The sequence below is a fragment of the Microbacterium sp. genome (genome assembly GCF_031988965.1).
GTDB lineage: Bacteria > Actinomycetota > Actinomycetes > Actinomycetales > Microbacteriaceae > Microbacterium.
Genome location: NZ_DALZXX010000081.1, coordinates 1 through 13,690, shown reverse-complemented (window position 1 = coordinate 13,690; position 13,690 = coordinate 1). Strand labels below are relative to the sequence as shown.

12 protein-coding genes and 2 pseudogenes are annotated in these 13,690 nt (G+C 67.9%); 9 read left to right on the top strand and 5 right to left on the bottom strand.

The annotated features are described in order from the left end of the window. Positions 1 to 233: pseudogene (locus RTM68_RS12695) on the top strand (hypothetical protein); the annotation flags it as partial. Between the two features lie 4 nt (positions 234 to 237). Further along, on the top strand, positions 238 to 1,434 hold the full coding sequence (locus RTM68_RS12690) for a hypothetical protein (protein WP_312171438.1): 1,197 nt from the start codon (positions 238 to 240) through the stop codon (positions 1,432 to 1,434). Here the strand turns inward: RTM68_RS12690 and RTM68_RS12685 are convergent, their stop codons facing one another. Beyond that, positions 1,435 to 2,643 (bottom strand): class I SAM-dependent methyltransferase, encoded by a 1,209-nt coding sequence (locus RTM68_RS12685; RefSeq protein ID WP_312171436.1) that lies wholly within the window; start codon positions 2,641 to 2,643, stop codon positions 1,435 to 1,437. A 157-nt stretch (positions 2,644 to 2,800) separates the two neighbouring features. Here RTM68_RS12685 and groES point away from each other — a divergent pair, with 157 nt between their 5' ends. From groES to RTM68_RS12670, 3 genes are all read left to right on the top strand, one after another. Further along, positions 2,801 to 3,097, top strand: coding sequence for a co-chaperone GroES (gene groES, locus RTM68_RS12680; protein ID WP_017203655.1), 297 nt, complete (start codon positions 2,801 to 2,803; stop codon positions 3,095 to 3,097). Between the two features lie 186 nt (positions 3,098 to 3,283). Further along, complete coding sequence (rarD, locus tag RTM68_RS12675; protein ID WP_396654230.1) at positions 3,284 to 4,222, top strand: EamA family transporter RarD; 939 nt, start codon at positions 3,284 to 3,286, stop codon at positions 4,220 to 4,222. A 145-nt stretch (positions 4,223 to 4,367) separates the two neighbouring features. Beyond that, positions 4,368 to 5,642, top strand: coding sequence for an ABC transporter substrate-binding protein (locus tag RTM68_RS12670; protein WP_312171434.1), 1,275 nt, complete (start codon positions 4,368 to 4,370; stop codon positions 5,640 to 5,642). Between the two features lie 134 nt (positions 5,643 to 5,776). Here the strand turns inward: RTM68_RS12670 and RTM68_RS12665 are convergent, their stop codons facing one another. The 4 genes from RTM68_RS12665 to RTM68_RS12650 are packed head-to-tail and all read right to left on the bottom strand — an operon-like array spanning position 5,777 to position 9,825. After that, positions 5,777 to 6,532, bottom strand: coding sequence for an ABC transporter ATP-binding protein (locus RTM68_RS12665; protein ID WP_312171432.1), 756 nt, complete (start codon positions 6,530 to 6,532; stop codon positions 5,777 to 5,779). Beyond that, positions 6,529 to 7,482, bottom strand: a complete 954-nt coding sequence (locus tag RTM68_RS12660) for an ABC transporter ATP-binding protein (RefSeq protein ID WP_312171440.1) — start codon at positions 7,480 to 7,482, stop codon at positions 6,529 to 6,531. Before RTM68_RS12660 ends, RTM68_RS12665 begins: the two co-directional genes overlap by 4 nt. A gap of 46 nt (positions 7,483 to 7,528) precedes the next feature. Continuing rightward, on the bottom strand, positions 7,529 to 8,506 hold the full coding sequence (locus tag RTM68_RS12655; RefSeq protein WP_194764592.1) for a branched-chain amino acid ABC transporter permease: 978 nt from the start codon (positions 8,504 to 8,506) through the stop codon (positions 7,529 to 7,531). A 2-nt stretch (positions 8,507 to 8,508) separates the two neighbouring features. Beyond that, positions 8,509 to 9,825, bottom strand: coding sequence for a branched-chain amino acid ABC transporter permease (locus RTM68_RS12650; protein WP_194764591.1), 1,317 nt, complete (start codon positions 9,823 to 9,825; stop codon positions 8,509 to 8,511). Between the two features lie 301 nt (positions 9,826 to 10,126). On the opposite strand from RTM68_RS12650, the gene guaB reads away from it, so the two are divergent. From guaB to RTM68_RS12630, 4 genes and pseudogenes are all read left to right on the top strand, one after another. Beyond that, positions 10,127 to 11,629: an IMP dehydrogenase gene (gene guaB, locus RTM68_RS12645; RefSeq protein ID WP_194764590.1), complete on the top strand. Its 1,503-nt coding sequence runs from the start codon at positions 10,127 to 10,129 to the stop codon at positions 11,627 to 11,629. Between the two features lie 104 nt (positions 11,630 to 11,733). Then, positions 11,734 to 12,048: a DUF2277 domain-containing protein gene (locus tag RTM68_RS12640; RefSeq protein WP_312171427.1), complete on the top strand. Its 315-nt coding sequence runs from the start codon at positions 11,734 to 11,736 to the stop codon at positions 12,046 to 12,048. A gap of 151 nt (positions 12,049 to 12,199) precedes the next feature. Further along, entirely contained in the window at positions 12,200 to 13,243 is a 1,044-nt protein-coding gene (locus RTM68_RS12635) for a response regulator (protein ID WP_312171424.1), read from the top strand. Next, a pseudogene (locus RTM68_RS12630) lies at positions 13,243 to 13,690 on the top strand (biotin carboxylase); the annotation flags it as partial. The gene RTM68_RS12635 and the pseudogene RTM68_RS12630, both read left to right, overlap by 1 nt.

The following is a 13,690-nucleotide window of genomic DNA, read 5'->3' as shown; positions in this document are numbered from 1 at the left end:
GGCTCGCGCCATGGGCGCTCATGGCGGCCATCGTCGCGCTCGTCGCCTCGTTCTTCGTCGGCTGGGGTGTGCCGATCGCCATCGTCGCCGTGATCGCCTCGATCATGTCGCTCCGCCGCCCGGTCGAGAGCCGTGCGATCGCACGATGGGCACTCGTGCTCGGTCTGTGCGCCACGGTCTACAGCCTCGGCTGGTTGGTGTGGGCGGGCATGCAGTTCGAGAGGCTCGGCTGACGCCATGCTCGACGCCGACGAGACCGCGGAGCTGCGCGCGTTGCAGGCGCGAGCGTACGGCCGCGACGGGGGACTCGGCGATGCGGATGCGGCGCGGCTGAGAGAACTCGAGACCATGCGTCTCCGGACTTCCGGCGGCGTTCCTCACGGCGGTGCGGATGCGGATGCGGCCCCCGCCGTTGAGAGCGCGGAGCCCGAACCCGAAGATCCCGTCGAACAGGCTTCGCCCTCGGCCCAGGCCGATCCCGAACCGGCCACGCAGGCTGACCCCACACCTCTCCGTCCGTCGCTCCGCCGGCACTGGCGCGCCCTGGCGCTCGTCGGTGCGGGCCTGCTCGTGATCGGCCTCGGCACGGGATGGGCTCTGTTCGGGCGCGGTGACGACGGCATCCCGCTCACCTCCGAAGAGCAGCAGCGGAGTGCCGAGTTGCAGTCCGAAGGCGACTACGATCCGGGCAGCGTCGAGGCGATCGGCCGCGACGACGACGCGATCGTCTGGTTCGGCACGAAGAAGAGCGGCGAGATGGAGTGCATCGTCCTCGATGTCGCGGGCGATTCGGCGACGGGCTGCCAGATAGCCGCCGATCTCGAGCGCGGCTACGGGCTGAGCGCGGCGGTCATCGATTCCCGCCGCAGCGACGAGGGGCGCGGTGAGCAGATCTCGGCCACCGCAGCCCGGTCGCACACCGGAGAGATGGTCGCGCTGATCCAGCGCTGGGCGCTCGGCGTCGACGATTGGATGCAGCAGTTCGACGCCGCAGAGCGCGAACGGGCACAGGAGCTGCTCGACCGAGGGTACGAGCCCTACTCGCTGGCGGTCGTGGGATACGCCGGCGGCGCCCCGGTCTGGTCCGCCGTTCGGACCGAAGGGTTCACCACCACGCAGTGCCTGATCGTCGATGCCGCCGAGGCCACGAGCTGCGCCGAGGCGAACGACGGCATGATCCCGGGCGAGGGCGTCATGGTCGCGGGCACCTCCGTCGACGAGGGAGGCGCCACGACGATGCCCTGGAGCGTGACCCTCGACATCACGCCTATGGGCCGGTCGTACCTCATCGTCACCGGGGAGCTTCCGGAGCATGCGCCCGGCGACGGAGCGCCCACCGGGACCACGACGGTGAGGCCGGGTGAGTCCCTCGAGGTCGGCGGAGAGCACGGCGACCCGATCCCGGTCGACGTTCCTCCCGGCGACGCGGGGTGATCAGACGGCCGCCGGAACGCGGTCGGCGAGGATCGCGCGGCGTTGAGCGCCCATGCGCGTCAGGATCAGAGTCGCCGACGCCCCGCCGCGCAGACTGAGCTTCTTTCGGAACGCCGCGGGGTCGACGTCCATCCCGCGCTTCTTGATCTCGAGCGTTCCGATGCCGTGCGCCTTGAGCGCGGCGTTGATCGCCTTCGGATTGGCCGGCAGTGCCTCTCGCACGCGGAAGGACTGCACGAACGGGCTCGTGAGAGCGGCATCCGAGGTGAGGTACGCGATCTTCTCGTCGAGCATCCCGGCGTCGAGGCTGCGGGCCACGTCGCCGATCAACCGGGCACGGATCACTGCGCCGTCCGGTTCGTGCAGGAAGGCGCCGAGTTCGCGCACCGGTGCATCCTCGGCATCGGCTGCGGCGGTGAGTTCGTGGGACTCGTCGCCGCGGATCACCAGGGCCGAGCGACGCACACCCTCGCGGGCCAGGATGCCCGTCCACACGACGAGTTCCACCACGCTGCCGTCCGCGCTCACCCACTGGGTCTCCGCGTCTGCGGGAAGGGCGTCCCGATCGTGTCCCGGACCGAGCTTGATGCCCGTCGGAATGCGTGATGCGACCTCGAACGCCCAATCCAGCGGCGGTGAGTACTCGTCCGACGAGACGCGACGCGTGTCTCCGTGCCCCTGGGTGCGCCGGGCGGGATCCATCCAGATCGCGGTGGCGCCGTCTGACGCGTCCGGCACGTTCTCCTGAGCGATGCCGTGGCGCACGGTGGCGCTCTCGCCGAACGGAGCGAGGTTGTAGGCGGCGATCGCCGATGTGACCTCGTCGGCGTCGACCGCGACGACCTCGAGACCTGCCCCGGTGAAGGCGAGAGCGTCGCCGCCGATGCCGCATCCCAGATCGGAGACCCGACTCACGCCGGCGCGACGCAGTCGCTGCGCGTGCCGGGCGGCGACGCCGAGCCGGGTCGCCTGTTCGAGCCCGGCGCGGGTGAACAGCATCCGTTCGGCGAAGGGGCCGAACTTCGCCTCGGCCTTCGAGCGCAGGTGAGCCTGTCCGACCACCGCGGAGACGAGATCGGGGGAGTGCCCCGCGGCGCGCAGCCGTGACACGGCACGAGCGACGTCCGCGACCTGCGCGATCGGCCCCAGGTCATCGAGCAGCTCGAGGCCTTCGGGGGTGAGCAGGGCTCGCAGCTCGGACATCTCCACACCCTCAGCTTAGGCGCGCGATGTGCTCTGCTCGGTGTCGGGGCTGGCACTCGCATTGCATGAGTGCCAGCCCACCGCATAGACTGTTTGTTAGCACTCTCGGGTTGAGAGTGCGAACAAGTCTTTCGTGTCAGCGTCAAGAAAGAAGAGGTAGACCGTGTCGGTTTCCATCAAGCCGCTCGAGGACCGCATCGTCATCAAGCAGGTCGAGGCCGAGCAGACCACCGCGAGTGGCCTGGTCATCCCCGACACCGCCAAGGAGAAGCCCCAGGAGGGCGAGGTCGTGGCCGTCGGCCCCGGTCGCATCGATGACAACGGCAACCGTGTTCCGCTCGACGTCGCCGTCGGCGACCGCGTGCTCTACAGCAAGTACGGCGGAACTGAAGTGAAGTTCGGCGCAGACGAGTTCCTCGTCCTGTCGGCCCGCGACGTTCTCGCGGTCGTCGTTCGCTGATCAGCGAACGAGCCGGTTCCTGAGCCTGCCGAAGGCCAGGGACACCTGTTCCTCGGAGAGGGCCCGGATGCATCACGCATCCGGGCCCTCTCCGCATTCCGCCACACGGCGCGCGATTCCTGCCATTCCCGTGCCGAGTGACCTCAGCCGAGCGACGGCGCTCAGCGCCGGGCATAGTGTGGTCCGGTGACCCTGACGACGCCTGCGGACCGTGCCACCCAGACCGCGGGGGTCGCGTACGCGGGCGGCGCATATCTGCTGTGGGGCGTGCTGCCGCTGTACTTCCTGCTCCTCGCGCCGACCGGTCCGTGGGAGGTCGTCGCCTGGCGGGTGCTCCTCTCTTTCGTGTTCTGCGGCATCCTGCTCACCGTCACACGGGGATGGAAGGCGCTCGGCGCCATCATGCGACAGCCGAGACTGCTCGGGTGGACAGCGCTCGCCGGTGTGCTGATCTACGTCAACTGGCAGGTGTTCCTCATCGGCACCCTCACCGGCCACGTGGTCGAGACGAGCCTCGGGTACTTCATCAACCCGATCGCGACCGTGCTGCTGGGCGTCTTCGTCCTCAAGGAGCGCATCCGTCGGCTGCAGTGGGCGGCGATCGGCATCGCCGCGGTCGCCGTCGTCGTGATCGTGCTCTTCTACCGCTCGTTCCCCTGGATCGCCCTGTCGCTCACCGCGTCGTTCGGCGTCTACGGGCTCATCAAGAAGAAGATCGGCCCGGCGGTCGATGCGATCAGCGGCCTCACGCTCGAGTCGTTCTGGCTGATCCCGATCGCGGTCGTGCAGCTGATCGTGGTCGCCACGACCCCCGCCGGCATCACGATGGGGCAGTACGGCGCCTGGCACGCGGCGCTGCTCGCGTTCGCCGGGGTCGCCACGGCGGTGCCGCTCCTGCTGTTCGCGGCGGGTACGCGACGCATCGATCTGACCGTGATCGGCATGATCCAGTTCGTGACACCGGTGATGCAGTTCATCATCGGGGCGGCGGTGCTGGGGGAGCCGATGCCGCTCGAGCGGTGGTTGGGCTTCATCATCGTGTGGATCGCGATCGTGGTGTTCGTGATCGACCTGCTGCTCGCCGCTCGCCGCGGTCGTCGACAGGCCCGGCACGAACTGCTCTGAACCCGCGGCTCAGTGCCTCTGGCACCCGGTGCCGGATCGTTAACGCACCGAAACATCGGCGACCCCCAATCGACCAATTCCGGTCCTAGTGTTAGAGCACCCGAGCGTGGTGCGAAATCCACGCTCAGATACGCAAGGGAGCATCATGAACTCACTGAAGGGCTCGCGCAAGGCGAGGGTCTTCGCCGGGATCGCGCTGGCCAGCGCGGCCGCCATCGTCATCGCGGGCTGCAGCAGCACGCCGACCGAGGAGCCTTCGGACGGGGGTGGATCGTCGTCCTCCGAGGACCTGACGCTCAAGCTCGGCTCGCTGCTTCCGCAGACGGGATCTCTCTCGTTCCTGGGCCCGCCCATGGAATCGGGTGTCGGCCTCGCCGTCTCCGAGGTCAACGAGGCCGCTGCCGGCATCACGATCGACCTCACCGCCGAGGACGAGGGCGACACCGACACCAAGGCCTACGAGACCTCCATCACGAAGCTCGAGGGTGCGGGCGTCTCCGCCATCGTCGGCGCTGCCGCATCGGGCGTCTCGCGTCTGATCCTCGACGGCAACGTCAGTGCGGGAATCCTGCAGATCTCGGCGTCGAACACCGGTCCGGACTTCACCGATTGGGACGACAACGGACTGTACTTCCGCACCGCTCCCAGCGACCTGCTGCAGGGCGAGGTCCTCGGCAACCTGATCGCCGAGGACGGCGCCAAGACCCTCGGTGTGATCTACCAGAACGACGCCTACGGCACCGGTCTGTTCGAGAACATCAAGTCGACGTTCGAGGGTGCCGGCGGAGAGGTCGTCGCAGACGCCTCGTACAACGTCGGTGACGGTCAGTTCGACGCTCAGGTCGCGACCATCACGGCCGCGAACCCCGACGCCATCGCGATCGTGTCGTTCGACCAGTTCAAGACCATCGCTCCGCTGCTGTCGAACGCCGGCGCCTCGCCGGAGAAGTGGTACCTGGTCGACGGCAACCTGTCGGACTACGGCTCCTCGCCCGACACGAACTTCCCGTTCTCGCTCGAGGGCGCGCAGGGCACCAAGCCCGGCCCGGCTCTCGAGGACGACTTCACCGAGCGTCTCCAGACCTTCTGGACCGGTGAGGGCAACTCCGAGGTCAACGACTTCACCTACGCGGCCGAGGCGTACGACGCCGTCGTGCTCGTGGCCCTCGCGTCGCTGGCAGCAGGTTCCACCGAGGGTGCGGACATCGCGGCGAAGATGCAGGAGGTCTCGGGCGGCAGCGGAGACGGTGAGAAGTGCACCAGCTTCGCCGACTGCGCGAAGATCATCAACGACGGCGGAACGGCCGACTACGACGGTTACTCCGGCGAGGTCACGTTCGACGAGAACGGCGACCCGCAGGGCGCCTCGATCGGCACCTACGTCTACGGCGCGGACAACCTGATCACCCGTACCAACTGATCACCCGATCGCAGAGCGAAGGCCCCGGATGCAGCACGCATCCGGGGCCTTCGTCCTGTGCGGTGACCAGGCGGACCAGCCCGGGTACGAGAGAGGGGCGGATACCGCAGCATCCGCCCCTCTCTCGTGCGTTCTCAGGCTGCGTCGGTGCCGAGCGTGCCGAGGTAGAGCCCGATCACCTTGGGGTCGTTCAGCAGGTCGCGCCCGGTGCCCTCGTAGGCGTCCTTGCCCTGGTCGAGCACGTAGCCGCGGTCGCAGATCTGCAGGCAGCGTCGAGCGTTCTGCTCGACCATGATGGTGGTCACGCCCGCCTTGTTGATGTCGGAGACGCGGATGAACGCGTCGTCCTGACGGACAGGGCTGAGACCGGCGGACGGCTCGTCGAGGAGCAGCACCGACGGATCCATCATGAGGGCCCGTGACATCGCGACCATCTGCCGCTCTCCACCTGACAGCGAGCCCGCGCGCTGCTTCAGGCGCTTGCCCAGCTCGGCGAAGATCCCGGTGACGAACTCGAGGCGCTCGGCGTAGATCTTGGGGTTCTGGTAGAGCCCCATCTGCAGGTTCTCCTCGATCGAGAGCGAGGGGAAGACGTTGTTCGTCTGCGGCACGAATGCCACACCTCGCTTGACGAGCCGGTCGGCCTTGAGGCCGACGATGCTCTCGCCGTCGAGCGTGATCTCGCCGTCGCGGACGTTCACGAGTCCGAACATCGCCTTCAGCAGAGTCGACTTGCCGGCGCCGTTCGGGCCGATGATGCCGATCAGCTCACCCTTGCGGGCGATGAGATTGGCGCCGTTGAGGATGTTGACGCCCGGCAGGTAGCCGGCGTGCACGCCCTTCATCTCGACGACGACGTGATCGTTCTTGATGGGGTCGACCTCGGTCATGCGCGTCCCTCCTCGGTGTCTTCAGCGGCGAGCTCGGCCTCGGCCTCGGCCTCGATCTGCTCGCGCAGTCGCACGGCAGCGGTGTCGGCGAGCACGGGGATGCGTCCGGTCACGGCACCGAGGTCGACGTCCTGATGGGCGCCGAGGTAGGCGTCGATCACGGCCGGATCCTCCATGACCTGGTCGGGCGGCCCCTCGGCGACGACGCGCCCCTCCGCCATGACGACGACCCAGTCCGCGATGTGACGGACCATGTGCATGTCGTGCTCGACGAACAGCACGGTCATGCCCAGTTCCTTCAGATCGAGGATGTGGTCGAGCAGCGACTGCGTGAGCGCAGGGTTCACACCGGCCATCGGCTCCTCGAGCATGACGAGAGGCGGGTCGCTCATCAGGGCGCGGGCCATCTCGAGGAGCTTGCGCTGGCCGCCCGACAGGGCCGCGGCGAAGTCCTTCTCCTTGGCGTCGAGCTTGAACCGCGTCAGCAGCTCACGCGCCTTCACCTCGATCTCCTGGTCCTGCGTGCGCCACAGGAAGGGGAACAGACTCGACCAGAATCCTTCTCCGCGCTGATGCGGGGCGCCGAGCTTCATGTTCTCGAGCACGGTCAGCAGTGACAGCGACTTCGTCAGCTGGAACGTGCGCACCTGCCCCATGCGCGCCACTTTGAAGGAGGGGACGCCCGAGAGGTTGGTGCCGTCGAACGACCAGGAGCCGCTGTTGGGCTTGTCGAATCCGCAGAGCAGATTGAACAGCGTGGTCTTGCCGGCTCCGTTGGGGCCGATCAGCGCCGTGATCGCACCGCGAGGGATCTCGAGGTGATCGACGTCGACGGCCGTCAGGCCACCGAAGCGTCGCTGCACCCCATCGACCACGAGGATCGGATCGACCTTTCCCACACCGGGTGCAGCGGGTCCCGTGGTGAGTCCGGTCGTCTTCGGGCGGCGGATGCTGCCGGTGGCGGGCGCCTTGTCGGCGGCCGCGTCGGGGTTCAGTTCATTTGACAAAGGTCATCTCCCTCTTGTCTCCGAGGATCCCCTGGGGGCGGAAGATCACGAGCAGCATCAGGGCCACTCCGACGAAGACGAACACGAGCGTGGACGCCTGGCTGTCGGACATCGGGAGGATTCCCGACTTCGCCAGCGCGGGGAGCAGGTTCGCCAGGAAGGCGAACACGACCCAGAACAGCACGGCACCGAGCGTGGGGCCGAACACGGTCGCCGCTCCACCGAGCAGCAGGATGGTCCAGAGGAAGAACGTCAAGGACGTCGTGTAGCTGCCGGGGACGACGGCGGACGGGAGGACGAAGATGATGCCACCCGCGGCGCCGATGATCCCGCCGACGACCAGAGCCTGCAGCTTGTACGCGAACACGTTCTTGCCGAGTGAGCGCACCGCGTCCTCGTCTTCGCGGATGCCCTTGAGCACACGGCCCCAGGGGCTGCGCATCAGCGACCAGACGAGCAGGATCGCGATCGCGAGCACGATCAGACCGAACACGCGGTTCCACAGGTCATTCGCCGTGAAGGTCCACGGACCGAAGCCGTACGTGCCCTCGGGGAAGGGGTTCGCGTCGCGGAACCCTCCGTTGAACTGCGCGAGCCCGTCTGCGGAGTTCGTGTACTCATCGAACACCTGCGTCGTGAACAGCAGGCGCACGATCTCACCTGCGGCGATCGTCGCGATGGCGAGATAGTCGGCTCGCAGACGCAGCGTCGGGATGCCGAGGATGATCGCGAACACCGCGCCGCCGATGAGGCCGATCAGCATGCCGATCCACCAGGGGAGCCCGAAGGTGAGCACGGAGATCGCGTAGCCGTAGCCGCCGATCGCCATGAACGCGGCCATGCCGAAGTTGAGCAGGCCCGCGTAGCCGAAGTGCACCGCGAGGCCGGTCGCCGCGAGCGCGTAGGCGATCGTGACGGGGCTGAGCAGGTAGACCGCGGTGTTGGAGAAGATGCTTCCGAAGTCCATCGTCAGCCCAACCTTTCCTTGCGTCCGAGCAGACCCTGCGGCCTCACCAGGAGGATCACGATGAGGATGACGAGCGCGCTCGCGTACTTGAGGTCGGACGGGATCCACAGCGTCGAGATCTCGACCGCGATCCCGACGATGAGCGATCCGACGAGTGCGCCGAACGCGGTGCCGAGTCCGCCGAGCGTGATGGCGGCGAAGATCAGGAGCAGCATCTGCACGCCCATGTCCCACTTCACACCGGGACGGAAGTACGCCCACAGGATGCCGGAGATCGCGGCGAGCGAGCCGGCCAGGATCCACACGATGCGGATGACCCTGTCGACGTCGATGCCGGATGCCGCAGCGAGCTGCGGGTTGTCCGAGATGGCCCGCGTCGCCTTGCCGATGCGGGTGCGGGTCAGGAACCAGGCGACGCCGATGATGACGACGATGCTGACGCCCATTCCGATCATGTCGATGTACGACAGCGACACGGGACCGAACTGGATCGGGGTGGGGCTCGCTCCGGGGAGCTGACGGGTGCCGCCGCCGATGAAGTACTGGAAGACGTAGCGGAGGGCGAGGGAGAGCCCGATGCTCACGATCATCAGCTGGACGATGCCGAGTCCGCGTCGGCGCAACGGCCGCCAGAGGCCGGCGTCCATGGCCCAGCCGAGGAGTCCGCCGCCGATCACGGCCGCGACGATGCCGAGCCAGAGAGGCAGCTGCCAGAACGAGGTCACGACCAAGGCGACCAGACCGCCCCACGTCACCATCTCGGCATGGGCGAAGTTCGACAGTCGAGTCGTGCCGTAGATGAGCGCGGCGCCCATCGAGGCGAGTGCGAGCAGGAGGCCGAAGTTCAGACCGCCCACCAGACGCGACACGAGCTGGTCGACGAACGAGACCGTGATCCGTTCGCCCTCGCCGAGGAAGAGATTCATGATCTTGGTGCCGGTGAGACCGAACTCGACTTCGAACGACGCTGTGGTGCCGGAGATCGGCTGCGTCCCCTCGGGGAGCTGAGCCGCGTCGACGATCACGCCGTCGGGAAGGGTGTCCTCGTCGACGGTGAGCGTGTACGTCTCCTTCTCAGGCACGTACAGGCGCCACTTGCCCTCGGCGTCGGTCTCGGTCTCGCCCTCGAAGCCGTTGCCCTCGATCGTCATCACGACGCCTTCGACCGGGTCGTCATCGAACGTGATGACACCCGCGAAGTAGAAGTCGGTGATCTCCTGCCCGTCATCCGTCTCTTCGGCGGAGGCCGCTGCGGGAGGCTGCAACCAGAGGAAAGCGATGGCGAGCAGCGACGCCAGCAGGATCGTGACCCACCGCATTCCGCTTCGTTTCGCCGAGATCGTCGGACGCACAGAACCTCCAGCCCAGTACACAGGCCATGACGGAGTTGTGCATCGGCCCTGATGTACGACGGTATGAGCGTAATGTGTCGGCTCTGTTTCGGCCAAGGCACGATCTGCTCACGGTGAGAACGATCCCATCACGAAGTTGCCCAGCCGTCGTCGCGCGCGTGCGGGAAGTCGCGCGAGCGCGGTGACGCGCGCGGGAATTTCCTCGGGGCCCCGGCGCTTAGAATTGGTACACCCTCACCCCAGATCGCGCCCCGCAGGAGGACTATCCATGGACCAGCACGACCCCTTCGGCTTCGTCGGACTCACGTACGACGATGTGCTGCTCCTCCCGGGGCACACCGACGTCATCCCGAGCGAGGCCGACACCTCTTCGCGGATCACTCGCCGGATCTCGGTCGCCACGCCGCTGCTCTCCAGCGCCATGGACACCGTCACGGAGTCGCGCATGGCGATCGCCATGGCTCGTGAGGGCGGCATCGGCATCCTGCACCGCAACCTGTCGATCGCCGACCAGGCCGCGCATGTCGACCGCGTCAAGCGCAGCGAGTCGGGCATGATCACCGACCCGATCACCACGACGCCCGACGCCACGGTCGAAGAGGTCGACGCACTGTGCGCGAAGTACCGCATCTCGGGTCTGCCGGTCGTCGATCCCGACGGCCGCCTCGTGGGCATCATCACGAACCGCGACATGCGGTTCGTCTCGGGCTTCGAGCGCCAGACCACGTTCGTGAAGGACGTCATGACCTCCGAGGGTCTCGTGACCGCTCCCGTCGGCGTCGCCGCCGGTGAGGTCATCGCCCTCTTCGCGAAGCACCGCGTCGAGAAGCTGCCGCTCATCGACGACGACGGCACGCTCGCGGGCCTCATCACCATCAAGGACTTCGACAAGAGCGAGAAGTACCCGCTCGCCACCAAGGACGACCAGGGTCGTCTGCGCGTCGGCGCGGCCATCGGCTTCTTCGGCGATGCCTGGGAGCGCGCCGAGGCGCTGCGCGACGCGGGCGTCGACGTGCTCGTCGTGGACACCGCGAACGGCCAGTCCCAGGGCGTCATCGACCTCGTCAAGCGGATCAAGGCCGACGAGAGCTTCGCGCACGTCGATGTGATCGGCGGCAACGTCGCGACCCGCGAGGGCGCACAGGCGCTCGTCGACGCGGGTGTCGACGCCGTCAAGGTCGGTGTCGGTCCCGGCTCCATCTGCACCACGCGTGTCGTCGCCGGCGTCGGCGTTCCGCAGGTCACCGCGGTCTACGAGGCGTCGCTCGCGGCGGCACCCGCCGGCATCCCCGTGATCGCCGACGGCGGCCTGCAGTACTCGGGCGACATCGCCAAGGCGCTCGTCGCCGGAGCCGACGCGGTCATGCTCGGCTCGCTGCTCGCGGGCACCGACGAGTCGCCGGGCGAGATCGTCTTCCAGTCGGGCAAGCAGTTCAAGCAGTACCGCGGCATGGGCTCGCTGGGCGCCATGCAGACGCGCGGCAAGCAGACCTCGTACTCGAAGGACCGCTACTTCCAGGCCGACGTGCCGAGCGACGACAAGCTGATCCCCGAGGGCATCGAGGGCCAGGTTCCCTACCGCGGACCCGTCTCCGCCGTGGCATACCAGCTCGTCGGCGGACTCCGCCAGTCGATGTTCTACGTCGGCGCACGCACGATCGAGGAGCTCAAGCAGCGGGGCCGCTTCGTGCGCATCACCGCGGCCGGACTCAAGGAGTCGCACCCGCACGACGTGCAGATCGTCGTCGAGGCGCCGAACTACAAGCGCTGAGTCGACGCTCTCACGACGGAGGGGTCGGATGCCATGAGCATCCGGCCCCTCCGTCGTCGTATCGCAGGGTTCCGGATGCCGAGCCCCCGGCGTAGCGTGCGGGTATGTGTCGAAACATCGTGCCGCTGAACAATCTCGAACCCGCCGCCTCCGATGCCGAGTGCCACGACGCCGCGCTGCAGTTCGTCCGCAAGATCTCGGGGACGACGGCGCCCTCCCGTGCGAATCAGGTCGTGTTCGATCGCGCGGTCGAGGAGATCGCACGGGCGACCAGGGCGCTGGTCGACGATCTGACGACGTCGGCGCCGCGCAAGAACCGCGAAGAGGAAGCCACCAAGCGTCGTGCACGATCCGCGGAGCGCTACGAGGCGATCCGTGTGTATCAGCAGGAGAAGAAGGCGGCCCGCTCGGCCTCGTGAGATCGGATCCCACGCGCCGGGGGAGGGTTCTCGGTATGCCAGTATTTAGAGATACCGCTCGACTTCCCCTCGGGCTCTCGGCGCGAAGGGCGCGGAGACCCGCACGCCGATCCCCTCATCGGCGGGGACTTCCCCATGGAGAGCTGAAGATATGTCTCAGGATGCGCCCCGCGTCCTCGTCGTCGACGATGATCCCGATGTCGCCCTGTTGGTGAAGACCGTGCTCGAGAGGCGCGCCGGCTGCGAGGTCGTGCTCGCCGAAGACGGTCACGCCGCCACGAGAGCCCTTGCCGATTTCACGCCGGACGTCGTCGTGACCGACATCGAGATGCCGGGTCTCAGCGGGCTCGAGCTGCTGGCGGAGCTGCGCCGTACCGATCCCCTCGTCCCTGTCATCGTGATGACCGCCCATGTGTCGGTCGAGTACGCCGTCTCCGCTCTGCGCGTTCAGGCGGACGAGTTCCTCACCAAGCCGCTCGACAACGCCGGACTCGTCGAGGCCGTGACGCGTCTCGTGGCCGAGGGGCGCGCACGCCGTGAGGCGAACCGGCCGAAGGAGACCGTGCTGGCGATCGGAGCGCATCCTGATGACGTCGAGATCGGCATCGGCGGGCTGCTGGCGGCGCATGCGGAGGCGGGCGATTCGATCACGATCCTCACCCTCTCGCGTGGGGGTCGCGGCGGCGACGCCGACGACCGCCAGCACGAGTCGCTGGCCGCCGCCGAGATGCTCGGTGCGCGGCTCTTCGTGAAGGACCTCGTCGACACCGAGATCTCGGGCGGCGGCTCGACCGTGCGCCTCATCGAAGAGGTGGTGCAGGAGGTGCAGCCGACGATCGTCTACACGCACTCCGCACACGATCGGCATCAGGATCACCGCGCGGTCGGCGAGGCCACGATCGTCGCGACCCGTCGCGTCGGCACCGTGGCGTGCTACCAGAGCCCGTCCGCGACGATCGATTTCCGTCCGACCCGCTTCGTGCGCATCGACGGCTTCCTCGAGCGCAAGCTCCGGATTCTCGAGAGCTTCGGGTCGCAGACGGCGACCCGCGACTACCTCGCGCCCGACTTCGTGACCGCGACCGCACGCTACTGGTCGCGATTCGGCGGAGGCGCCGCCGTGGAGCCGCTCGAGGTCGTCCGCGAGACCGCCGAGTTCATCGGCGCCCATGAACTGACACGGCGGGAGAGCTGATGACTGCGCGAGTACTGGTGACCGGCGCGGGAGGTCCCGCCGGGGTCGCGGTGATCCGCTCGCTGCTCCGTCGCACCGACCTCGAGGTGTTCGCCGCCGACATGGACGGCTGGGCGAGCGGCATCTACCTGGTGCCGCCGACGCATCGCCGTCTGGTGCCGCCGGGTCGTGCCGACGACTTCGTGCCCGCGATCGCGCGCCTGGTCGCGGACGACCGCCTCGACCTGGTGATCTCGACCGTCGACGTCGAGTTGATCGCGCTCGCAGGCCGCCGCCACGAACTCGCGCCGGCCGTGCTCGCGGCACCCTCGCAGGACACGCTCTCGGTGGCGCTCGACAAGCTGCTGCTCTCCGAACGGTGCGCGCCGACGGGTCGCACCCCGCGCACCGTGCTGGCCGGGCCCGACGCGCAGGCTGTGGACTGGGACTTCCCGGTGTTCGCCAAGC